At 59.5% G+C, this 23,722-nt stretch carries 17 protein-coding genes; 9 read left to right on the forward strand and 8 right to left on the reverse strand.

What is annotated here, in order from left to right:
* Positions 1-126: 126 nt before the first annotated feature.
* The 3 genes from cydD (at position 127) to GSQ83_RS03710 (ending at position 5,127) form a co-directional block, all read left to right on the forward strand.
* The gene (cydD, locus tag GSQ83_RS03700) at positions 127-1,689 is read left to right on the forward strand and encodes a thiol reductant ABC exporter subunit CydD (protein WP_254065480.1); all 1,563 of its coding nucleotides are present in this window, start codon (positions 127-129) and stop codon (positions 1,687-1,689) included.
* The gene (locus GSQ83_RS03705) at positions 1,686-3,317 is read left to right on the forward strand and encodes an ATP-binding cassette domain-containing protein (RefSeq protein WP_158801539.1); all 1,632 of its coding nucleotides are present in this window, start codon (positions 1,686-1,688) and stop codon (positions 3,315-3,317) included. Before cydD ends, GSQ83_RS03705 begins: the two co-directional genes overlap by 4 nt.
* A 109-nt stretch (positions 3,318-3,426) precedes the next feature.
* Complete coding sequence (locus tag GSQ83_RS03710; protein WP_158801540.1) at positions 3,427-5,127, forward strand: SulP family inorganic anion transporter; 1,701 nt, start codon at positions 3,427-3,429, stop codon at positions 5,125-5,127.
* A 314-nt stretch (positions 5,128-5,441) separates the two neighbouring features.
* Here GSQ83_RS03710 and GSQ83_RS03715 read toward each other — a convergent pair whose 3' ends face one another.
* The 4 genes from GSQ83_RS03715 to GSQ83_RS03730 form a co-directional block, all read right to left on the reverse strand.
* Positions 5,442-6,875, reverse strand: a complete 1,434-nt coding sequence (locus GSQ83_RS03715; RefSeq protein ID WP_158801541.1) for an NAD(P)(+) transhydrogenase (Re/Si-specific) subunit beta — start codon at positions 6,873-6,875, stop codon at positions 5,442-5,444.
* Positions 6,872-7,189: an NAD(P) transhydrogenase subunit alpha gene (locus GSQ83_RS03720; RefSeq protein WP_158801542.1), complete on the reverse strand. Its 318-nt coding sequence runs from the start codon at positions 7,187-7,189 to the stop codon at positions 6,872-6,874. The genes GSQ83_RS03715 and GSQ83_RS03720 overlap by 4 nt, the downstream gene beginning before the upstream one ends.
* Before the next feature lie 25 nt (positions 7,190-7,214).
* The gene (locus GSQ83_RS03725) at positions 7,215-8,354 is read right to left on the reverse strand and encodes an NAD(P) transhydrogenase subunit alpha (RefSeq protein ID WP_158801543.1); all 1,140 of its coding nucleotides are present in this window, start codon (positions 8,352-8,354) and stop codon (positions 7,215-7,217) included.
* A 194-nt stretch (positions 8,355-8,548) separates the two neighbouring features.
* Positions 8,549-9,940 carry an NAD-dependent succinate-semialdehyde dehydrogenase gene (locus GSQ83_RS03730; protein WP_158801544.1) on the reverse strand — a complete coding sequence of 464 codons (1,392 nt, stop codon included), beginning with the start codon at positions 9,938-9,940 and terminating at the stop codon, positions 8,549-8,551.
* A gap of 500 nt (positions 9,941-10,440) precedes the next feature.
* On the opposite strand from GSQ83_RS03730, the gene adhP reads away from it, so the two are divergent.
* Both adhP and GSQ83_RS03740 read left to right on the forward strand, forming a co-directional pair.
* On the forward strand, positions 10,441-11,514 hold the full coding sequence (adhP, locus tag GSQ83_RS03735; RefSeq protein ID WP_158801545.1) for an alcohol dehydrogenase AdhP: 1,074 nt from the start codon (positions 10,441-10,443) through the stop codon (positions 11,512-11,514).
* Between the two features lie 172 nt (positions 11,515-11,686).
* Positions 11,687-12,670 (forward strand): zinc-dependent alcohol dehydrogenase family protein, encoded by a 984-nt coding sequence (locus GSQ83_RS03740; RefSeq protein ID WP_158801546.1) that lies wholly within the window; start codon positions 11,687-11,689, stop codon positions 12,668-12,670.
* 365 nt (positions 12,671-13,035) lie between these two features.
* On the opposite strand, the gene GSQ83_RS03745 is transcribed toward GSQ83_RS03740, so the two are convergent.
* Entirely contained in the window at positions 13,036-14,958 is a 1,923-nt protein-coding gene (locus GSQ83_RS03745; protein WP_216849908.1) for a PAS domain-containing sensor histidine kinase, read from the reverse strand.
* 17 nt (positions 14,959-14,975) lie between these two features.
* Positions 14,976-15,746 carry a Crp/Fnr family transcriptional regulator gene (locus GSQ83_RS03750; protein ID WP_216849909.1) on the reverse strand — a complete coding sequence of 257 codons (771 nt, stop codon included), beginning with the start codon at positions 15,744-15,746 and terminating at the stop codon, positions 14,976-14,978.
* 178 nt (positions 15,747-15,924) lie between these two features.
* Between GSQ83_RS03750 and GSQ83_RS03755 the strand changes: the two genes are divergently transcribed.
* Complete coding sequence (locus tag GSQ83_RS03755; protein WP_254065482.1) at positions 15,925-16,614, forward strand: response regulator; 690 nt, start codon at positions 15,925-15,927, stop codon at positions 16,612-16,614.
* A gap of 13 nt (positions 16,615-16,627) precedes the next feature.
* Here GSQ83_RS03755 and GSQ83_RS03760 read toward each other — a convergent pair whose 3' ends face one another.
* Positions 16,628-17,098: a hypothetical protein gene (locus GSQ83_RS03760; protein ID WP_158801548.1), complete on the reverse strand. Its 471-nt coding sequence runs from the start codon at positions 17,096-17,098 to the stop codon at positions 16,628-16,630.
* A 1,183-nt stretch (positions 17,099-18,281) separates the two neighbouring features.
* Here GSQ83_RS03760 and GSQ83_RS03765 point away from each other — a divergent pair.
* Positions 18,282-18,782 (forward strand): DUF1003 domain-containing protein, encoded by a 501-nt coding sequence (locus GSQ83_RS03765; RefSeq protein ID WP_158801549.1) that lies wholly within the window; start codon positions 18,282-18,284, stop codon positions 18,780-18,782.
* A 963-nt stretch (positions 18,783-19,745) separates the two neighbouring features.
* Here the strand turns inward: GSQ83_RS03765 and ltrA are convergent.
* Positions 19,746-21,029, reverse strand: a complete 1,284-nt coding sequence (gene ltrA / locus GSQ83_RS03770; protein WP_371417957.1) for a group II intron reverse transcriptase/maturase — start codon at positions 21,027-21,029, stop codon at positions 19,746-19,748.
* 679 nt (positions 21,030-21,708) lie between these two features.
* Between ltrA and GSQ83_RS03775 the strand changes: the two genes are divergently transcribed.
* Together GSQ83_RS03775 and GSQ83_RS03780 are read left to right on the forward strand one after the other, a co-directional pair.
* Positions 21,709-22,569, forward strand: a complete 861-nt coding sequence (locus tag GSQ83_RS03775; protein ID WP_158801551.1) for a site-specific integrase — start codon at positions 21,709-21,711, stop codon at positions 22,567-22,569.
* Between the two features lie 9 nt (positions 22,570-22,578).
* Positions 22,579-23,722 (forward strand): IS91 family transposase (locus GSQ83_RS03780; RefSeq protein ID WP_158801575.1); only part of this gene is annotated, 1,144 nt, incomplete at its 3' end.

Raw genomic sequence — 23,722 nt, forward strand, 5'->3', positions numbered from 1 at the left:
GCCGACTTCGATTAGGCTCTGGGTATGCCGAATGAAACTTGCACCCGGTTGGCCATGACACGGCGGAAGACTTGGCTGCGGGTTGCGGTGGCGTCCGGCGGTCGCCGCAATCGAACTTCTGCCGCCATGCTCGTTCTAGACAACCTGGCCGCGATAGGCTTTGCCGCCGGGCTCGCCTTGGGGCTGACGCGCTTGCCGGCCGGAATAACGTCTGCGTTGCCGTGGCTTGTGCTAGGTGCGGCCAGCGTGGCCGCGCGTGGACTCTGCGCCTTAGCGTCCACGCGCATCGGCGCAGCGGCGGCGCGTGATGCTAAGCGCGTGCTGCGCGACCGCATTGTGCGCTTGACGCTCGCTTTGCCATCGGGGACCCGCCCAGCGGCGGGAGCTTTGATGACCTCAGCGGTCGATAAGGTCGAGACGCTCGACGGTTACGTTGCTCGCTTTCTTCCAGCGCGTACTGCGGTCGCGGGTATGTTTCTCATTCTCGTCGCGGTCGGTTGCGCAAGCATCGTTGCGGCCGCGATCCTCCTCTGCACGATCGTTCCTTTCGTATTTTTGATGGTTCTTGCGGGCGGCGCCGCAGCTGATGAGGCCCGCGCTCAGTTCGCGGCTTTGACGCGGCTCGGTGCACTGTTCGCCGATCGTATCCGAATGCTGCCCCTGGTCCTTGTCTTCCAGGCGGAAGAGAAGGAAACGCGTCGTATTGGCGAGGCTGCTGACGAGCTGCAGCGACGCACTATGAGCGTGTTGCGGATTGCGTTCATTAGTTCCGCCGGGTTGGAATTCTTCGCAGCGCTGTCCGTGGCCCTGGTCGCCGTCTATGCTGGCTTCGACCTGCTTGGCCTGCTCCCGGCCTTCGTGCCGGAGCATCTGGATCTATGCCGCGCTTTTTTTGTGCTCGCGCTCGCCCCCGAGTTTTACGCGCCCATGCGCCGCCTCGCAGCCAGCTATCACGACCGTCAGGCAACGGAAAGCGCAGTCGACGGGATTATCGCGTTGGAGTCCGTCGCGCCAATACATGAAAAGGTCGCTCAACGTCTGTCACGCGCGCCGCGCATCCAATTTGACCATGTCACCGTCCGCTATCCGGGTGAAGACCGCGCAGCTCTGTCTAGTCTACAGTTGGATGTGGCTCCCGGCCAGATTGTCGCATTGCTGGGACAGAGCGGCACGGGAAAGACGACGGCACTCACCTTGTTACTCGGCCTCACTCCGCCCACGAGTGGTGAGGTTAGAATCGACGGCGCACCCCTATCCGAACTCGGGTCACTAACCGAGTCGATCGCCTGGGTGGGGCAGGTGCCTGTGATCATCCCGGGTAGCATCGCCGCCAATATTTCGCTCTCTCGCCCGTGGGCGACCCGGCGTGAGGTGGAAGCTGCTGCGGAGAAGGCAGGGCTCGGGATGATGCTGTCGTCACGGCGCGATGGCCTTGATACGCACTTGGATGAGCGTGGCGGCGGGCTGTCAGGGGGCGAGCGGCAGCGGATCGCTCTTGCCCGCGCGTTGCTCAAATCCGCGCCGATCCTACTGTTGGATGAGCCGACCGCGCATGTGGACGCGGCGTCGGAAGCCTCGCTCATCGCCGCGATTGCACGCGGCGCCCGCGGAAGCACCACCATACTAGCCACCCATTCGGCTCAACTCGCCGCTATCGCCGATAGGATTGTTCGGTTGGCCGTCGCATGAGGGCATCCATTCATGCCTTGATCGCCGTCGAGCGGAGACGGCAGCGGGGCAAGCTCGCAATTGCGGCTCTGTCGGCAGCAGCCGTAACCGCGTCATCCGTGCTGCTGCTCGGACTATCCGGTTGGTTTATCGGCGGTGCGGCCTTGGCCGGTCTCGGCGGTCCAGCTGTGGTCTACGCCTTCAATTACATGTTGCCAGCTGTAGCTATCCGGCTTCTAGCTATCCTCCGCACCGGGGGCCGATATACCGAACGCATTCTTGGTCATGAGGCCGCCTTCGGGGCACTCGCGCAGCTGCGTCCGGCGTTATTCCGCGCCATTGTAGCGGCTCCAGCTGTTACCGCACTCAAACTCACGGTCGGCGATGCGTCGATGCGTATGGTCCAGGATGTGGACGCGGTTGAGGCACGTTTCGTGCGCCTGTCCGCTTCTTGGGGGGCGGCCGCCTCTTTTATTAGCGGGATGGCGTTGCTGCTTTGTGTTGGTGTTGTACCTGCCTGCGCGACGATGATAGTCCTGGGGTTGGCGCTTCTGACCGCCTGGGCTCTCTCCAGGCTCTCAGAAATCAACGGTCGGGCGGTGCAGCGGGCCAACGGAAGCCTTAAGCAGGAATACATGAGGGCGATCGCCGCCGCCGCCGAGTTGAGGGCCTATGGACTTGGCGACTGGGCCGCCGCGCGGGTGGCCGCGGAAGGCGAAGCGCTTCTCGATGCGCAGGCCCGCGCGACCGCCTGGGGTGGCTACTCCACGCTGCTCCAAGCAACAACACCAGGCTTGGCGGGCGTGGTGGCTTTGGCGCTGAGCGCCAACGCGTCGCTGCCCTTGGCCGCATTGGCGGCGCTCGCTGCGGTCATGACCGTAGACGGCGCTAACGCCTTCCTCCGCGGCTTCGAGGTTCGGGGCAGTCTCGCAGAATCTGAGGCGCGATTGGATGAGATACTGCAGGCTCGGGCGCCCTTGGAACACAGTCCCGTGTCGATGCGATTTCCACCCAACATCAGCCTTTCTGCTCCGGCGGCCGTATATCCGCCCGGCACCATCCTTGGGGTCAGCGGACCGTCTGGCAGCGGAAAATCGAGCTTGCTCGAGCGGCTTGTGGGTTTACGAACCGATGCCGACGCGATCCGCATAGGGGGCGTTGACATCGGCGTTTTGGAGCCGGCGGCGCTTCGCGGCTGCTTCGCCTATGCCCCCCAAGACGCCGCACTCCTCGCCGGGACCGTGCGAGACAATCTTTTGCTCGCCCGCCCGGCGCCCATCTCCGACGACCTACTTTGGGGGGCGTTGCACGATGCCGGGCTGGATGAGCGCATCCACGGCCTGCCCGCCAAGCTTGACGCCTGGATCGGCGAAAATGGTGCGGCGCTTTCTGGCGGCGAGCGAAGGAGGCTTAGCCTCGCGCGCAGCTATCTTCGGGAGGCCCCGTGGTTGCTCCTCGATGAGCCAACGGTGGGGCTCGACAGCGTGACGGAGGCAATCGTGATCGAGCGGCTGCGCAGCCGCCTGGCGCGGACCGGACAAGGCGCAATACTTGTATCGCACCGGCCTGCACCGCTGGCGATTTGCCAGGTTATGCGGTACACAGATGCCAAGACGTTCAAACAAACGGAAGTCCTGGAGCTGGTTTGAAAAGGCTTCATCGCGGACAGGGCCGGAGGAAGGTGGTTCACTCACCGTATGTCACGATCGATTGGCCAGCTCTGTAGACCCAGGCGATGTCGGACACCCCTCGGCCGCAATGACGAGGTTTGACCTGCGCCATCGCGCGCCCTGGGCGTTTACCTCTTTACAAGGATGGCACGTTAACTGGTTCCCGCGAGATCTTGCCGCTGGCTTAATCCTTGCGGCGATTGCCGTGCCGGAGCAACTCGCGACTGCTCGACTCGCCGGTCTGCCACCGGAAACCGGTCTCATAGCCTTTATCGCCGCGTCACTTGGCTTCGTGATATTTGGCGCCAGTCGCCTTCTCTCCGCGGGCGCCGACTCCACAATCGCGCTCATTTTTGCCGGTGGACTAGTAGCAATCGCCCCAGCCGGCACCGCGGAATATGCTCACCTCGCCTCGCTACTTGCCCTAATGGTCGGTGCGATTCTCATCGCTGCTGCTCTCCTCCGCGCTGGATGGGTCGCCGATCTTTTGTCGATTCCCGTGACAACTGGGTTCCTGGCCGGAGTTTCGTTGCATATTGCCATAGGTCAGCTGCCGTCTCTTCTGGGAATCGCGGAGGTTTCAGGGTCGTTATGGGAGCGATTGCCCGAACTTCTTGGCGAGATTGCGCACCTCAATCCCTATTGCCTCATGATTGGCCTGGTTGCGATTTGCACGACCTTGCTTTCGGAGAAACTGGCGCCGCATCTTCCCGGCGCGCTCATTGCGATCTTAGGAACGTCGATTGCAATTGCAGTGTTCCATCTCAAGCGGCTAGGCGTGACCATGATTGCCGATTTTTCGCCTGTTGGGCAAGCACCGTTTCTCTCGGACTTCTCCAATATGCAAGATTTCATGAAGCTGGTCCCTTTGGCCGGGATCGTGGCGCTTGTCTGTATGATGCAGACCGCGGCTGTGGCGCGTGCTTTTGCCGGCGAAGGGAAGCAGCTTGAGCCGATAAGTCCAAACTTTGCAGGCGTCGGCGCCGGATGCATTCTTTCTGCGCTCATGGGTGCTTTTTCGGTGAATGCTAGCCCACCGCGTACCGCGGCGCTTGTCGGAGCAGGAGCTCGATCGCAAGTGGCCTCGCTCATTGCGGCGGCCTGCACGCTCGTTCTTATTATTAGTGGCGGAGCACTGGTTCACTACGTCTCACAGGCGGCGCTAGCGGGCATTTTGATTGTGATCGCGATACGCATATTTCGGTGGAGCGAGATGGTGCGGATTATGCGGCTAGGTGGCTCGGAAATTGTCCTCGTCCTCGCCAGCGCCGCACTCGTGACCGCGCTACCCATCGAGACGGGCATGTTATACAGCATAGTGCTTTCACTGCTCCAGAGCGTCTATGCAATGGCCCGGCCGCTTTGCCTAGAACTTGCACGCGTCCCGACTACGACAGTGTGGTGGCCCCCAAGCGACGCGGAGCGTGGTGAAGCCGAGCCAGGAATATTGGTGTTTGCACCCGCCGCGCCCATCAACTTCACCAACGCTGTCTATATCTGCCGTCGACTGCAAACAGCTGTGGCCTCGGCTCGGGTGCCCTTGAGACTTGTGGTGATCGAGGCAAGCGGTGTGGTTGAAGTGGATTACACCGGCTCTATCATCCTCCAACAAACGATTGCCGATCTGCGTCGGAAGGGAATTGTGCTGACGCTGGCCCGGCTATCGTCGGAGCGGGCGCGGTTCCAGGCCGAGCGGACGGGGTTGCTCAGCTGCCTAGGCCATTCAGCAGTTTTCAGATCAGTCGAAGATGCCATCAGCAGCAGCATCAGCGGCAAAGCCGTGCCCTGACCAAAGCCGGGACGGGCGCGCGCACCAGGACCGTAGCCGCGCGTGGTGAAGCCCTCGTTCAGCTCGGGAGAGTCATCCGTGGGCGGAACGATGGTTTTACAGGGCCGCTCGGTCCGAGCAATGCAGAGCCAGGCTCGACGACACGAGGCTGCAAGAAGCCCAGTTCACCTTCGTGCCCGCTACCGTTCACGAATCATCGAATGCGGCGGCGACGCGGAGCTGTGGTCGTCATCAACGAAACCGTCAGACGATCCGACGCCCCTAAGCACGGCGGCATCCCGCAGACGACACCTGAAGATCCGCCCGCCGCTGGGTCAGGCGGCATTCAAAATCGCACCTTCGCCCAGGTCTTTGATGGCCTGGATCATCGTCACGAGCACCGCCTGGGCGTCTCCATAGACCATATTGCAATTGTCGGCGTAAAAGAGCTCGTTTTCCACGCCCGCATAGCCCCGGCCCTGGCCGCGCTTGATAACATAAACCTGATGTGCCTGATCGGCGTTGAGGATCGGCATCCCGTAGACTGGTGACGCCTTGTTCGTCCTCGCCGCGGGGTTCACCACGTCATTGGCGCCGATGATAAGCACATCGTCGGTGGAGCTGAACTCGTCGTTGATTTCGTCCAAGTCGTGGATGATATCATAGGGCACGCCCGCCTCGGCGAGCAGCACGTCCATGTGTCCGGGCATCCGACCCGCTACCGGATGAATTGCAAATTTCACATCGACGCCAGCGGCCTGCAAGAGCTTGACGAACTCATAGAGCTTTTGCTGCGCCTGAGCGGCGGCGAGGCCATAGCCCGGGACAATGATCACCTTGCCGGCGTAGCGCATGGTAACCGCCGCGTCACTCGCTTCAACCGGTTTGAGGCGGCCCTTGATCTCTCGCTCCTGCTCAATGATGACATCGCCAAAATTGCTGAAGAGGACATTCCACACCGACCGATTCATTGCCTTGGCCATCAGCAATGTAAGAAGCGTGCCCGCCGAGCCGACCACCATACCGGCGATCATCAGCGCGGGATTCTGTAGTACGAAGCCCTCGAGGGCGACGGCAAGACCGGTAAAGGCATTATAGAGCGAGATGACGACCGGCATGTCGGCGCCACCGATCGGCATCGTCATCAGGACCCCGAAGAGGAGCGCTCCTACGAAGAATAGAGCGGTGGCTCCGTTGCCAGCCGTGCCGCCTTTCGTGATGAAATAAAATCCGAGTCCCAGTGTGGCTAGGAATACGAGGCTGTTAAGGGCCTGTTGGCCCCATATTCGCCACGGGTTGTTGATGCGGCCGCCGAGTTTGGCCCACGCGATGATTGAACCCGAGAATGATATCGAGCCGATCAGCGCGCCAGCCAATGTCACGCCGAGTTGCGGTTTGCCTGACGTTCTTCCGCTGACGAGCTCCACTGCGGCGATGGCGGCGGCCGCTCCGCCACCCATCCCGTTATAGAGCGCGACCATCTGCGGCATCGCCGTGATCGCCACCGTCTTGCCACTCCGCCAGCCCCAGCCAAGGCCCAAGCCGAGCGCAATTGCCACGAGCGTGAAATTAACGAGCAAGTGTGGCCTGGCCACGGCTTCAACGTTGATGACGTAGAGCAAGCTGGCCAAAACGGCCAACACCATGCCGATTCCCGCCGCGACGATGCCCGAATGGGCCGTAACTGGCGAGGACATGCGCTTCAAACCGTAGATGAATAGGAAGGCGGCCACAAAACTTCCGGTGTCGATGATCCAATGCGAACTCATGCTGGACCTCCGCGGCTTTTCTTCGATCGGCTGGACTGAAACATTGCGAGCATGCGTTCCGTCACAGCAAAGCCGCCCGAGGCGTTGCCCGCGCCCAACAGAACACCGACGAATCCAATCACCTGCTCCGGCATCGTGCTTGCGTTAAGCAGGGCATAGATGGCGCCGACGACGATGATACCATGGACAAAGTTCGAACCCGACATTAGCGGTGTATGCAGGATCGACGGAACGCGAGAAATTACCTCGTATCCTGCGAACGCGGCGAGCATGAAAATGTAGAGAGCTACAATTCCGACGACGGGCGTTTCCATCCCAATCTCCCGATCGATTATCTGGCTATGCGACCAATTTGGTTGTCGTGATCAAGGTTTGAACGTGCTCATTCGCGATATGCCCCGCGCGGGTAAGCACCGTTCTACTTAGTACTTCATCGTCCCAGTCGGGGCTCACTCTCTTGTCTTTTATGATCAGCTCGAGCAGACTGAGAATATTCTTGGCGTAAAGCTCGCTGGCGTGTTCGCCGAGAAGCGAAGGGACGTTCATCGGCGCGACGATCGTCACCTCCCCCACGCGGATGGTCTCGCCCGGCCTGGTGTATTCGCAGTTGCCGCCGCCTTCGGCCGCAAGGTCGACGATGACGGCGCCGGATTTCATGCCGTCGACCTGTAGCTTGCTAATCAATTTCGGCGATGATCGTCCAGGTACCGCCGCGGTAGTGATGATCAGGTCGGCTTGCTGGATGTGCTTGCTGAGAATGACCGCGACCTTGCTCTGTTCGTCTGCTGTCAGCTCTCGTGCATACCCGCCTTCGCCCCGTGCATCGAAGCCAGTATCGACGAACTTCGCACCGAGCGACGCCGCTTCCTCTTTTGTTTCGAGGCGCACGTCATAACCCTCGACGATCGCGCCGAGGCGGTGCGCCGTAGCGAGGGCCTGAAGGCCGGCGACGCCGAGGCCCATCACGAGCACTGTAGCGGCCCTAAGCGACCCGGCCGCAGTGGTCATTCTAGGGAGAATCCGGGCGAGATGTGTGGCCCCGAGCAGGACAGAGTAGTAGCCGCTCAAAGAGGCCTGACTGGATAGCGCGTCCATAGCTTGGGCCCGGCTTATGCGGGGAACCTGTTCCATGGCGAAACAGGTGATCGATTTATCTTGAAGCAACCTAACGAGGTCCGGTTGCCTCTGGGCATAGACGAAGGAGATAAGGATCGCTCCCGGTTTCATTGCCAGGACAATCTCGGCGGCCGGCGGCTGGACGCCGAGCACAATATCAGCGTCGCCGACCAGCGTCTTAGCGTCGGCGACAAACTTGACCTGACTAAAGGCGCTGTCCGGAAGTTTTACGGCTTCCCCGGCGCCCATTTGAATATATACTTCCGCGCCAAGCTTCATCAGCTTGGCAAGAAGGCTAGGAACCATCGCAACACGACGCTCGTCCGGCGTGGTTTCCTTCAGGACGGCTACTTTGATTGGCATGGTGCGCTCCGTCAATTTTCTCGACAATGTTGCCGTAAATGGGCCGGGCGCAGCGCAGCTCTGCCCCTTTGGACCTTCGCGCCATCTCCGCCGCCGCCAGGGCTCACTTTGCTTGAGACCGGAGCCCCCGCTGGAGCCCCTTCCTGTGGCACGATCCAGCACCACAGGAAGGCAGAGACCTAGGCGATCACGCCTCAGAATTCGGCGTCGATATCGACGACATCAATCAGCTTGTGATTGACGAACTCTTTAATACCAAGTCCGAGCAGTTCACGACCGTACCCGGAGCGGCGAATACCGCCGAAAGGGAGGTCGGCTTTGACCATAGTCGGATGGTTTACGAACACCATGCCTGTCGAAATTTTCTCGGCCACCTCCGCGCCATGCTTAACATCCGAGGTGAAGACGGAACCACCTAGGCCAAAAGGCGAGTCATTGGCGATGCGCAGGGCATCCTCTTCGTCCTTGGCACGGAACAGCATGGAAACCGGACCGAAAAATTCCCAATAGCGCGCAGGGTTCTCTTCGCTGACATCTGTTAGAATCGTCGGTTGGACAAAGGCTCCTCGGTTTGGCACCTTGGGGCCAACTTCGGTTGCCTTAGCGCCGTGTGCGGCCGCCCGTCGGATCTTGTCCTTCAAGTCGTCGGCGGCTCCCTGCGACGACAATGGTGCTAACGTCGTCTCGGCATCGAACGGATCGCCCGCGCGCAGCCCTGCGACACCGACAGTATAGCGTTCAAGGAACCGATCGTAGATTTCATCGACGATGATCATGCGTTTGGAGGACACGCAGACTTGTCCCCCATTCCAATGACGGCCGAAGACGGCCCATTTGACTGTTTTTTCTAGATCGGCATCGGCGAGTACCACAAACGCGTCTGCCCCGCCGAGCTCCATCGTAGACTTTTTCAAGGCTTTGCCTGCTTGAGCAGCGATGATGGCACCTGCCTCTTCCGACCCAGTGAGTGCCACGCCACGAACGCGTGAGTCGTTGAGGATAAGCTCGACCTGCGAACGCGTGGCATACAGATTCTTAAAAGCCCCTGCAGGCAGACCCGCATCGCGCATCAGCTGCTCGAAAGCTGCGGCACTCTGGGGCACGTTCGAAGCGTGCTTGAGCAACATCGTGTTCCCGGCAGAGAGCTGTGGCGCGATGATGCGAGCAATCTGATAATATGGGAAATTCCAGGGTTCTATGGCGAGCAACACACCGAGCGGATCATGAACGAGCATCGCCTTGCCTTCCGCCGGATTGCCCACGGGTAGCTTTTCCGGGGCTAGCAGGGCTTCGGCGTGCTGGGCGTAGTATTCAAAAATATTTGCCGAAAGCTCGACTTCTGCTTTCGCCTCAGCGAAGAGCTTGCCCATCTCAAGGGTTAGAGTCTTAGCGTAGGTGTCGACTTCCTTTCGCAGGAGGCTGGCAGCAGCATGCATGATCTCCGCGCGTGCGGAAAAAGGAGTCTTCTTCCAAGATAGAAACGCAGCGTGCGCGTCCGCTATGGCTTGTGCGACTTCATTATCACTGGCGTTCGGAAACGTTTTCAGGACATCACCTGTGTAAGGGTTTGTACTGGCATATGTCATAGCATTGTGTCCTTCCTAGCAGCCTAAGCGTCTGAAGCGCGTGGGCTGAGTGACCCCCGCCTGTCCGGAGGCTCCCATAGTTCGATATTGCGAGCTTTGATTTGGATCACTGCAGCTTCAATTGAGGGACGGCCCGCGCACATGGCGACAGAGAACATTCTGGTGTCGGAATAGGAGTGGGACGCGTCCGAGGCTTGAATGACGGTCGTCTTCCGTCGTTCCTTGAATTTGATGATGGCAGGTCCACAAAGAGCAAAAATCACCCGCGGGCAGTGGCGACCGATTCAGCTGTAGAACGTAGTGCCGATGCGACTGCCGACGGCACGGGCAGAATGAAGCGGCGGCGCTCTGCGACACGCTGTCAAGCCAGATATGTTGTCTCCGTGCGCGATTTTAGCCCGCGGTCACTTTCCCACGTTGCAGATGATCGCACGCTTGATCTGGCGCAAAGCGCCGCTCGTGTGCGCGCCTAATCTAACCCCACTGGAAAGGGCAAGATCATGACGAAAACGATGAGAGCCGCGGTTGTTCACTCCTTCGGCAAGCCACTGGTGATCGAGGATGTCCCGATACCTGTGCCCGGGCCGGGCGAGCTACTCGTGAAAGTCATTGCCTGCGGCGTATGCCATACCGACCTTCACGCCGCTGAGGGCGATTGGCCGGTGAAGCCTGTGCCGCCGTTCATTCCGGGCCACGAGGTGGCGGGTGTGGTGGCCGCTATTGGGCCTGGCGTAAGTGATTTCAAAGAGGGCGATCCGGTCGGTGTCGCGTGGCTCCATGACGCCTGCATGCGCTGCGAATACTGCGAGACCGGTTGGGAGACGCTCTGCGAGCACCAGCACGACACCGGCTATAGCTGCGACGGCGGCTTTGCCGAATACGTCATCGCCTCGGCAGCCTTCGTGGCCCGTCTTCCGGTTGGCGTCGATTTCGCGCAGATCGCGCCGATTCTGTGTGCGGGTGTCACAACGTACAAGGGCCTAAAGGAGACCGAGGCCCGTCCGGGCGAGTGGGTCGCTATTTCAGGCGTCGGCGGTCTTGGTCACGTTGCAATCCAGTACGCCAAGGCCATGGGGCTTAAAGTCGTCGCGCTCGATGTGACCCCTGAGAAGCTTGCTTTGGCGCGCACAACAGGTGCGGACGTAGCCGTCAACGCTCAGTCGCCGGATGCGGTCGCCGAGGTTCTAAAGGCGACGGACGGCGGAGCGCATGGGATTCTTGTGACAGCCGTTTCGCCGCCAGCTTTCTCGCAGGCGCTGCATATGGTGCGACGTAAGGGTACGATCGCGCTCGTCGGCCTGCCGCCCGGCGAGTTTCCGACGCCAATTTTCGATGTAGTACTAAAACGCATCACCTTGCGTGGGTCAATTGTCGGCAGCCGTCGCGACCTCGACGAAGCGATCGTCTTCGCGATGGAGGGCAAAGTAAAGGCCGAGATTACCAGGGCACCGCTCGGTGACATCAACAAAATTTTCTCGCAACTCAAAGCGGGCAGGGTTGAAGGCCGTATGGTACTGGATTTCACGGCGCCACTGGAGACGTCAGTGAAGGAACCGGAAGTCGCGTATGCATAAGTTCGCCCGATGACTTGCGAGCATTCCCGATCGTAGCTGACGGCACGTTCGTGTGCTTGAGTGTCGGCGGCCAAGGAGTCACGCAGCGCTCTGCAGAGACCGATCGTAGCCCTGCTTCAGTTGGCGCGATCGGTCAAGAGCCCAATGGAATAGCCGATGTGCGAAGGTCAGCATGAGAGCAATGGTCTTGAGAGCGATCGGCCAACCTTTACGTCTAGAAAGCCGCCCTGACCCCTTGCCGAGTGCCGGGGAAATTCGGGTGCGCGTCGAGGCCTGCGCGGTTTGCCGGACGGACCTCCACGTGATTGACGGCGAATTGCCAGACCCGAGGCTGCCCATTGTTCCGGGTCATGAGATCGTCGGAATCGTAGAAGCCCTGGGAGAAAATGTGTCGCAGCCGGCGCTCGGCACCCGCGTGGGCATTCCCTGGCTCGGGCATACTTGCGGTCATTGTCCCTACTGCAATGCGGGACGGGAAAACCTCTGCGATAAGCCAGCCTTCACCGGGTTTACCCGTGACGGCGGCTTCGCGACCCATGTGGTGGCAGATGCCGCCTTTGCTTTCCCTCTCATTGGCTTTGACAATCCCGTCGCGGCCGCTCCGCTGATGTGTGCCGGCTTGATCGGGTGGCGATCTCTCCGAATGGCCGGGGACGGACTCAGAATCGGCCTCTACGGCTTCGGCGCCGCCGCTCACATCCTGGCACAAGTATGCAGATGGCAGGAGCGGCAGGTCTATGCATTCACACATGCCGGAGACGCAGTTGCGCAGGAGTTCGCCGCAAAGCTCGGCGCTTGCTGGACGGGAAGCTCGGAGGAAAGACCTCCTGAAGAGCTGGACGCAGCGATAATCTTCGCCCCGGTCGGCGCGCTGGTACCGAACGCGCTCCTTTCGGTGCGGAAGGGGGGGCGAGTCGTCTGTGGAGGAATCCACATGAGCGACATCCCGCAGTTCCCATACAGCTCGCTCTGGGAAGAACGTCAGCTGGTTTCTGTGGCCAATTTAACCAGGCAAGACGCGCTGGAATTCCTAGCGATCGCGCCACAGGCGGCAGTCAAAACGGTGACGACGGTCTACCCCCTCGAACGAGCCAACGAGGCGCTCGCCGATCTGCGGGCCGGCCGATTTCAAGGCGCAGCAGTCCTGGTTCCATAAACAACGCCGATCGAGTTCGCAACAACTATAGAAGTTCCCTCACGAGGGAGCTTAATCCCCGGATCGCAATCAAATCGGAGACCAGGGCTTCTGGGGCTTGAGACGTTTTAACAAAGCATCCGAGCGCACTCCACTGAGTCCTTTCAAAGAAGCCCAGCTGATCGATATCGGATATTAGCTGGGGACAACCTCGGATGTTACTGAGCACTTTCGAAGTCACGCGCCGCGCGGTCCGACAGGAAGCTCGCGTTCGCTGGACTCCGGAGGTCTCATCGGAAAACTTCGTCACGGTTGACCGCAAGACTTGTTGTGGTTTCTTCGATAGAGACCAAGGGTCGATTTTGTTCGATCGCGCTCGTTGTCAATCAAACCTGACCGTCAAGAAGCTCCCGAATGCGAACAGCTAGCTCACCGGCGGTATAGGGTTTTTTCAACCAGTTACTCGCCGGGGCCAGTTCGCGTCTGCCGGCGCGGCCTTCCGAATATCCGGAGGTCAAAAGGATTTTGATATCTGGACGGGTCGACCGCACCTCCTTTGCCAGTTCGTCACCGGTTATGTCTCCGGGCATGACGACATCGGTGAAGAGCAGCTTGATTTCAGGACGGGAGGAAAGCAAGCTCAGCGCCTCAGCGCCGTTCATTGCTTCGATGACACTATAGCCCATTTCTGTTAGCCGCGAGACGGCAACGCGGCGGACGCGTGCGTCGTCTTCGACAACAAGAATCGTTTCGGTGCCGCCAGGCATCTTCTCTCGCCTGCGAATGGTCGTCTCCGGGTCGTCGCCGCTGCGGGCCTGACTAGCAGGGGCAGGGGGAAGAAACAGCCGCACGCTGGTGCCCATGCCAGGCTCGCTGCTGAGTTGGATGTGCCCGCCGGACTGCTTGACGAAGCCATAGACCATGCTGAGGCCAAGGCCAGTACCCGCGCCCACATCCTTCGTAGTGAAGAATGGCTCGAACGCATGCTTTCTCACCTCGTCGGACATTCCGGTCCCAGTATCGGTAACGGAGATTGACACATAGTTTCCAGTGCGTGCCTCAGGATGCATTTGTGCATAAGCGGTATCAAGCCGCGTCGCCGAAAGTTCCACTGTAAGCTTCCCACCACGCGGCATGGCAGAGCGAGCGTTCAAAGTGAGATTGAGAAGGGCATTTTGCAGTTGCGACGGGTCCACGAGCACCTGATGTGTAGAGCCTGAGACGATGGTGCATAGCTCAATTGCCTCCCCAAGAGTTCGCCGCAGAAGATCGGAGAAGCTGAGTATGAGCTGACCAACATTGATCAACTGCGGATGGAGCGACTGGCGCCGCCCGAAGGCCAATAATTGCTCAGTCAGCTTCGCCCCATCACTCGCGGCATCTTGAGCCTCGCGTACAAGCAAACCGAGTTCTTTGCTGTCGACCCGGCTCTCAATCATCTCAAGATTGCCGCTGATGACCGTCAAAAGATTATTGAAGTCGTGGGCGATGCCACCCGTCAATTGTCCAACGGCCTCCATCTTATGAGCTTGACGGAGCTCCTCTTCGATTTTGTGTCGGCTGGTGAGATCGCGAATGAAACCTGTAAAAATGCGGTTGCCGCTCGTTACCGCCTCGCCGATCGCTAGTTCCATAGAGAAATGGGTGCCATCTTTGCGAAGACCGGTGACGACACGCCCATAGCCAATTATGCGCCGCTCTCCGGTTCTCAGATAGTGCGAGAGATAGCCGTCATGAGCATCGCGATCTGGCTGTGGCATCAAGATGCGAACATTCTGCCCTAGTATCTCCGTAGTCTCGTAGCCGAACAGCCGTTCTGCAGCAGCGCTGAAAGAGCTTATCTTGCCGGCTTCATCGATCACCACCATCGCCTCTGGCAGGGTTTCCAAGATCGACCGCAGATGTGCTTCCCTGGTGATGAGGTCAATCTGCGTTTGCTTTAGGGCAGTTACGTCGACGTTAGTCTCGACGATCGCGAAGCCCGACGGGTCCTCCGACAACACCGCCACCCAACGGCTGGCAACGAAGATCGCTCGTCCGTCCTTGTGCCGGTGCGTGAGCTCGCCCTTCCAAATGTCACTATCGCGTAAATGGGCGCGGATGCTTTCGAGGGGTTCTAGGAAATCGGTCTCCAAAAACTCGTGAACAATCCGACCGACTGCCTCCTCGCGGCTCCATCCGTAAAGCTCCTCGCACCCAGTGGTCCAACGGCTGATTACGCCGTCAAAGCCGTGAACGATGATGTTGGCGCTGTCGAGAATGCGGACAATTTCATCAAGGCTGTGGCCGCTAGTGACCTTTGACTTCAAAGCAGGCGTAACCTTCCTTATTGTGCCGTGTAATACTCAGGCCATACGGCTCGCCGTATCGAATTAGTTTCGTCGGAAGCGTACCCCACGTCGCCCTCGCCGGCAAGCACCAGGAGCTTCGCCAGCCTTTTTATAACAACGGCATGGCGCCCCGTCGGGGCGATAACGCCACAAGTCGTCAGCTTCGTCATCGTACGTGATACCGTTTCGATCGTGAGACCGAGATAATCGGCCATGTCCTGGCGCGTCATCGGCAGCTCTATAACAGGCTGCTCCTGCTGCTCCCGGCGCAGCCGCCGCATTATGACGAGCAGGAAGCTGCTGACACGTTCTTCAGCACTTTTGCGTGCCAGGAGCACCATCTGGTCTTGTGCGGCCGCCATTTCGTCGCAGAGCTGGGCAAAGAGTTGGGGACGAAGGTCGGGGGAATGGTTGATCTCATCTTGAAACCGAGTGCGCCCGAAGCGGCGGACTCTTGCCGTTGTTACCGCCTCGGCGGTATAAAGGTAGCTGTCTCGGAGAGAAACACCGAGGAGATCGCCGGGATACACGAAGCCCGTAATGACCCTGCGGCCGTCGCTCATAATCTTAAATATCCGCAGGACCCCTTCCGTGACGGCGAAGACATGACTTGCAGTATCGCCTTCCCAAAATACCGCCGATCCGGCCTCGAATCGTTCTGCCATCTGTTTGCTGAAAAGCTCTTCGATGGTCGACGGTTGATGGCAGGGGGGCGCGAAATCCGCGACGACCCGGGTTTGCCGTGACATCGCACTTTCCGTGAACATTGGCGACCTCTTTCCCGCGTGTTGACGCGGGCAGTTGAGCCAGCTCACGTGACGGCGTAACGATGGCAGTGTTCTCGTTGGTGCGAGATTGTGACGGACTGTAACATGGGGAGAGACGCGCTGGTCTCCAAAATTAGACGTGGCTGAACCACAGACCCGCTCCGAGCATGTTCTCGTCGTGGACGACGATGCGCGTATTCGTCAAATGCTCACTCGTTACCTTGAGGAGCAGGGCTATCGGGTCACAGGGGTCGCGGACGGCCAAGCTATGCGAGAATTCTTACGAGACACCGTGGTCGACATCATCCTGCTTGACCTTGTCCTGCCCGGTGAAGACGGCCTGGGTTTAGCCCGCTGGGTCAGGTCACTTTCCGACGTGCCGATCATGATGCTGACCGGCCGCGACGATGTCATTGACCGGATCGTTGGACTGGAGATCGGCGCCGACGACTATATCGCCAAGCCGTTCCATCTGCGGGAGGTGCTGGCGCGATTGAAGACCGTCCTCCGTCGCCGGCAACCTCCAACATCGTCGAACCGAGCCGAAGATAGAGATGTTTTTCGGTTCGAAGGCTGGGTTCTAGATTTGGGGCGGCGACAACTGCTCACCAGCGATGGCTTGGAAGTTGTCCTCACGACCGGGGAGTTCGATATGCTGGTCGCGTTAGCAAAACATCCGGGACGAGTATTCTCGCGGGAGGTGCTCATGGACCTGACACACGGAAGAACATTGGAAGCATTCGACAGGACAATAGATGCACAAATCGCGCGGCTGCGAAAAAAAATAGAACAAGATGTGAAGAGGCCAATGCTCATAAAATCAGTGAGAGGTATCGGCTACGTCTTCACGGGCAAACCGATCATCTGAATACCATAGGTTCTCAATCTTTAGCTGAGGTGTGTCCGTTCAGGATTATCACCAGACCATGATCGCGCCGGTCAATCTCCAGATCGCCAAGATCAGGCATGCACCTATCCTGCCACAGCGTCCAGACGCGGATTGTGTCACAGGCTTCCCTTTTTGCGAGCGCTTTTAGGTGTCGGAGAAGATCGGTTGCGACGCCAGCTTCATCGGCAACGCTAGTTATAACGAAGAATGACACATCCAGCATCCGGTCATGCAAAAGATGTCTTCTGACGGCACAAAGGCATAATCCTTGGACGTACCCGACGGGGTTTACCGCGACGACAATGTCGTCCTGGTCGTCACCGTGGAAGCTGGAAACCAGCCTCTCCTCGCAAAGCGCCCGCCAATTCTCAAGATCAAGCTTGGGCACAAGAGGATGGACTAGAAGGTAGGCTGGATCAATCTGCTCTCTAGCTATACGGCCGACGTTGTAGGTGACAGGCATCGTTGGTGCTCCTTATCGTCCTCCTTTAAGGTCCGGCTAAAGTCCTAGATGTGATCCAGCGCAAACCAACCCCTAAATGTCGAATAAACAAGGACGTGAGGTTCTACCGCGCGAGAAAGGATTCGAAATTTAACGCCGCGAGCACCGGAGCCCGGACGGGGTCGTCGAGGACAGCGTCGGTTGAGCAAGGAAGGTTGTGCGCAGGAAGCGGGCCTTCCTAATACACTTCGCTACGCGGTCGCACCGGATCGGCTTCGCTTGTGACTAGCCGGGTGAAGCCGGTCTCTGGATCAGCCAAGATCTAGGCGGCCCAAGCTGGCTAACCGACGTCGGCTAGGTGGAACGACATGACGAAGGTTCTCGACGAGTCGTGGTGCCGGCGGGGATCGCCGCAAGCGTGGGATGAGGCGGCCCAGAGGCGCTACACCGCTGTCAGAGGGAAGGTCTCCGCCCGGGAAACAGTTGAATGACGGGGACGTGAAACCGTGCTCGTGACATCCTCCGGCCGCCTTGATTAGGACCTGGGACTAGCCTCTCCAGCCCTGGTTGGAGCTCTGGCTCAGGCGATAGAGCAGCAGGGCGGACCGCGCTAAGGGGTGATGGTCGGAAGCGATTTCTGACCGTTGGCGGCGACGGTCGGCCGCGCTTTGAAGATAGTGGGGGCAACTTGAAGCCTTACGGGCGATCCAGCGGCGATCAAATCCTCATCTCTGCGACTGGGGAAGGCCAACCTCAAGACGTCGCCAAAAATAACTGTGGAAGCGAACAATTTGATATGAATCAAGCCATGGAAACCGCGGCAGGGCACCATCCAAGCCGGATAGTTGAGGCAGTTCAAAATGTATGAAGTTTTTGACGACTTCCTAACGACGGATACCTGGTACACGACACAGCGGCCAGACATGCACCGGTTCTACCTAGCGCTGGATCAGGTCGTCTGGAGGGAAGACTTCGATGGAGAAAAATTGGCCGCTTACATGTGCCAGAAAACGGGTCATTCACGGGACAGCTATATGGGAGCCGAAATTGGCCGGCTTGCGGACGCGGCGTGTACCGTTCACAATTTCCTCAGTGGCGCTGGACGCCTAACTTAGTCAATGCCGGCTGGCGGTAGCAGCTTGGCCTCTCCGTAGCTCACGCGCGCTCCCACCAAGCACAGTAAAGCGGCAAAAAGGGAGCCCCCGTGACAGGAATAAAGTATGCACTGCCTCAGGAAGAGTTGCGCCTGCTAGCCCATTTGCGGCGCCGCCCCGATCGCCTTCGCAAGGGGGCCATTCAACCAGGGGAGACCACAGGCGCTCGGGTATCCGATGCAGTTACCGGCATCGTCGGGTCATGGCGTTTTATCATTATTCAAAGCATCCTACTTGTCATCTGGATGATTTTGAATACGATTGCCTTAATGCGGCATTGGGATCCTTATCCCTTCATTCTTCTCAATCTAGTGTTATCTTTTCAAGCAGCCTACACTGCGCCGATCATCATGATGAGCCAGAACCGGCAAGCCGTTCTCGACCGCAGCGCCGCGAAGAGTGATTACGACGTCAACTTGAAATCGGAACTGGAGATTGAGCTGCTTCATGAGAAGATCGACCACATGCGTGAGGTTGAAGTAAGCAAACTTATAGAGATGATCGATAAGCTGCAATCGGCCATCGTTGATTTGAAGCTGCCCCAAGTTTGACAGGAGCCTGTCAAGCTGTTCGGGCGTAGCTCCAATGTGCGGCCACCAATCTCTGTCCATGCCCGGAAGCGGGTTCCCGCGGTCGTCAAACGACGACATTGACGCGGATCGCGCCTTTCTCACTCCACCAGCGGAAGCGAACATACGGCACCGCCGCAATTAGCGTGCCCGGGCCGGTGTGCCGTCGAAGACGACCTCTGTCCGGCCGCGGCGTAGGTATATCTTGGTGCCATCATCATCACCGCCGCCATCGTCACGGTCCTGCGGCGCCGGGAGTTCTCGTACACACAATCGCTTGCCGCGTTCGCTGCTCTGCTCGTGCTAGCGGCATCCTGAGCCGTTGGCCCCCCGATAGCGAAGGTGCAGCCAGAAGACGACGCCGTGGCGCAAAGCGAATGCAGCAGGTGACGTTTTCCCAGAAACATGTTAATAAATGAGTTTTCCGGAAGTTCTCAGATCCAAACAGGAAAACGGCGGCAGCTTAGTTGCTGGCTGGATCGGCCACTCGCACCAAGTTATCCGTCTACATCTGAGGAGCACCGGCTCGCGGGTATCCTCCACAACAAGCCGGCACGCGCCCGACGTAGGGACCCGTCTTCACTGATTGTCTCCATTTGTGAAACAATCGTTCCAGCCCCAGTATACCATCATCGTCGATGGCATGCGCGCTGCAACGTGCAGCAAATGGTTCCAGCAAGACCTCAGCCAATAGGGTTCGACGAACCGTCACCGTGGACATTGCCGTACCTATGCAGGAGGGGGAGGGTGGGCTGCCTTGATCACGGCGATGGGGGAGGAAGTTTCGCTGATCAGACGCAGCGGTTGGCCTCAGCGCCATCTGCCGTCGCCGAAGCCAGCAAGGGTCCAAAAGTGCGGATTGATCGGGATAGGGGGATGTCTCGCGACGCCACCCCTCCCACACCACCGGGCATACGGGTCACGTACCACGGCGGTTCGACCGGGTTAAGCCGATGCCGGAACATAGAGTCGGGGGAGACCGAGTGAGTCGAAGTGGTGGTTGCGCAGGGCGGCTTGGACCGCCGGGTGTCCTGACATGCGCCAGAATCCCGTTGGTGAGCCGGCGGCGACGGCTGCTCTGAACTGCGATACGCCGCGGCGTCGCAGTTCTTTGAAGCGGTTGTGCCCGTTCCCCCACTGTCGCCAAAGATATGAGCGTAATCTTCGGCGAATCCACGCCTCCAGATTTGTGAGCACTCGGGGGGTCTGGCAGAAGCCGAAGTAGCTGCGCCACCCGGTGAGGTATGGCGCGAGTTCCTCGATAATCTGCGACAGGCTGAGCCCCCGTATCCGGCTGGTCATTTCCCGGACCCAGTCCTTGAATTTGTCGAGGGCTTTTGGCGCGATGCGCCGCTCGCTCCCGTCATTCGAGATGCTGAATCCGAGAAACTTGCGCTCCTCTGGCTGCGCTACCGCACTCTTCGTCTCGTTGACCTTCAGCCGCAGCTTCTGGGTCAGGAACTGGCTTACCGAGGCCATGACCCGTTCCCCGGCGCGGATGCTGCGGACATAGATGTTGCAGTCGTCCGCGTACCGGCAGAAGCGGTGACCTCGGCGGGTCAACTCCTTGTCGAGATCGTCGAGCATGATGTTGCTTAGAAGGGGCGAGAGCGGACCGCCTTGCGGGGTCCCCTCATCCACCGGAAGGACCAGGCCGTCTTCCATCACCCCGACCTTGAGAAAAGCCCGGATGACTTTGAGCACGCGTTTGTCGGCTATCCGCGCGGCAATGCGGGCCATCAGACAATCGTGGTTAACTCGGTCAAAGAACTTTTCGAGGTCGAGATCAACGACGACGTTGTAGCCCTCGGCAACATAGTGTTGCGCTTGGGCCACCGCCTGATGGGCCGAACGCCCCGGCCGGAAGCCAAAACTATGCTCAGAAAACGTCGGGTCCCACCGCTCTTGCAGGACCTGCAGCATAGCTTGCTGGATCAGTCTATCGACGACGCAAGGCACGCCGAGTTTTCTGACCCCGCCGTCCGGCTTGGGTATCTCGACCCGCTTGACCGGTTGCGGCTGGTAGGTTCCGTCGAGCAATTGAGACCGTATGCTTGGCCAGTGTTCACGCAGGTAGACCTTGGCGTCGTCGATGGTCATCCCATCCACGCCAGGACTCCCCTGGTTCCTTCGAACGCGTTTCCACGCACTTCGGAGATTCTCTCCGCCACACACCTCCTCCATGAGGTATTCCGTCACAGCCGGGCTTTCGAATGCTGGTTTCGCCACAGGTGGTTCGGCCCTCGGGTGTGCGACGGCCGGGGTTTCACCTCGATCGTTCGACTCCAAGGCCAGTACGTGCTGGATGTTCTGTCGCTTTCCACTCATGAGTTGCCAGTCCTACTTGCCGCTCCCAATCGTTCGGGCCTTCAGCCATCGTTTCCGGCTCGGTCTATCCGTTGCTCCGCCTTTCGGCATGGAGTGCCTCACTAACCTTGCCGACTGCATGACCTACTATGCCCTCTGCTGACTCCTGCGCCCCGGTCAGGTCCCCTCGCGGTTCCCTCAGTTCCAAATGCGGAACGTGACGCAGGCCTCCCTAGGTAAGTTCGATCGCCTTCCCCGCACCCCTGCCGGATCTACAGCCCTGGCCTTTGATGGATGTGGACTTCGCGATCCGTTGCTCGCTCGTCCGGCCAGGGACGCCTCGTATCCGGTTTCTGTTCGTCAGGTCGCGGTTTTGCTCCACACTTCCTTCAGACATTGCCTCGCAGTGATGCCCTTGTGCTTCGCTAAGCCTTCACCTCCATCAGGTTGGCCAGGGGACTTTCACCCCCAAGCTATCGAACATGCTAGGCACGCAACGAACCCGCTAGCGCGGGAGTAAGAGAAGGCGTGGCCTGAGGTGCCTCCTGTCTGAGAGGATTGCGGTTGTCCAGACCCCAATCATCAGACAGGAGACCTTGTGATGGCTCAGATGACCCCGCTCCGTCGGCGGCTTCTTGATGACATGACGGTTCGAAACCTCTCGCCAGCAACCCAGCAATCCTACGTGTACGCGGTCGCGAAGTTCAGCCGTTTCTTTGGTGTCGCCCCTGATCAGCTCGGCAATGAGGAGGTCAGAACCTATCAGGTCCACCTCGCCGGCCTCGGTATGTCCTGGTCCCATATAAACCAGGTGTCCTGTGCCTTGCGTTTCTTCTACGGCATTACCCTCGGGCGCAAAGACGCTGCCCTTCGTATCGTGAGCGCGAAGGAACCCAGAAAGCTGCCGGTTGTGTTGAGCGTGGACGAGATCGTTCGCTTTCTTCAGGCGGTTCCTGGTCTGCGTAACCGAACGGCACTGACTACAGCCTACAGTGCCGGTCTACGGGTTTCTGAAGTCGTCGCGCTGAGGATCGCCGACATCGACAGTCGCCGCATGATCATAAGGATCGAGCACGGCAAAGGCGGCAAGGACCGCTATGTCATGCTCTCACCTCAGTTGCTCACCATCCTGCGAGCCTATTGGCGGCTCACTAAACCTGCCCACTGGCTATTCCCCGGTCGAGATGACGGCCAACCGGTCTGCGCGGCTACTCTACAGGCGGCGTGCCGCACGGCAGCACGCGAGGCCGAGATCGACAAGGTCGTCACGGTCCATATCCTGCGGCACAGTTTCGCGACTCATCTGCTGGAAAGTGGAACCGACATCCGCATCATCCAAGTGCTGCTCGGGCATGCCCGGCTGATGACGACAGCCATCTACACCAGGGTTGCCACGAACGTCATCGCCGGAACCGTCAGTCCGCTGGACCGGATGAATCTCGACGTAGGGCCACCAGGCTGAGGCCCCCCGATGCGTGGTGGGCCAGAAGTGGCGGACGTGTTCCGTCGCTGCGGCGCTGTCTATCGCGACGTTCATGCCGGCCACCTCAGCCTCGACCAAAGGAAGGTCATGGGGGCCATCGAAGCCTGCCGATCGCCGGCACTCGGTGGCCATGTCGAGCAATGCGGCGACTGCGGGCACACGCGGGTCGCATATAATTCCTGCCGCAATCGGCACTGCCCGAAGTGCCAGGGGCTCGCTCGCGCCGAATGGTTGGCCGACCGGCAGGCCGACTTGCTCCCAGTGCCATACTTCCACGTCGTCTTCACCTTGCCGACAGCGATTGCCGAGGTGGCCTACCAGAACAAGGCCGTCGTCTACGGCATATTGTTCAAGGCGGCGGCCGAGACGCTGCGCGTCATCGCCGCCGACCCCAAGCATCTGGGGGCCGAGATTGGTATGGTCGCCGTTCTGCATACGTGGGGGCAAGCTCTCCAGCATCATCCTCATCTGCACTGCGTGGTCCCGGGGGGCGGCTCATCCCCCGACGGCACAAAATGGGTCGCTTGCCGCCCAGGCTTCTTTCTGCCCGTGAGGGTGTTATCAACCCTCTATCGTCGTCTCTTCCTAACCCTGCTCCAAGCCGCATTCGACGAGGGCCGGCTGAAGTTCTTCTGCGAGCTCGCCGCGCTGGCCAAGCCGGCGGCGTTCGCCGCCCTCCTGAAGCCGCTGCGCAAGGCGCCCTGGGTCGTCTATGCCAAGCGTCCGTTTGGCGGCCCCGCGAAGGTCCTTGAGTATCTCGGCCGCTATACTCATCGAGTTGCCATCGCCAACAGCCGTCTCGTTGACATGACCGGTGGTCAAGTGAGCTTCCTGTGGAAAGATTATCGACATCACGACAAGCGCAAAGTGATGACGCTCGACGCGGACGAGTTCATCCGGCGGTTTCTGCTGCACGTTCTTCCGAACGGCTTCCATCGCATCCGTCATTACGGCTACCTCGCCAATGGCCATCGTGCCGCAAAACTCGTGCAGTGCAGGCGACTACTCACAGCCCCTGCTCCCCAGGACACTGGAATGGGTGGGGATTACCGGTTACGCTACCTCCAGTTGACGGGCCGTTCCCTCGTTATCTGCCCATGCTGCGGCGGCGGGATGATCAACGTCGCCGCCA

This window comes from Acidisoma sp. L85 (assembly GCF_009765865.1).
Classification (GTDB): domain Bacteria; phylum Pseudomonadota; class Alphaproteobacteria; order Acetobacterales; family Acetobacteraceae; genus Acidisoma.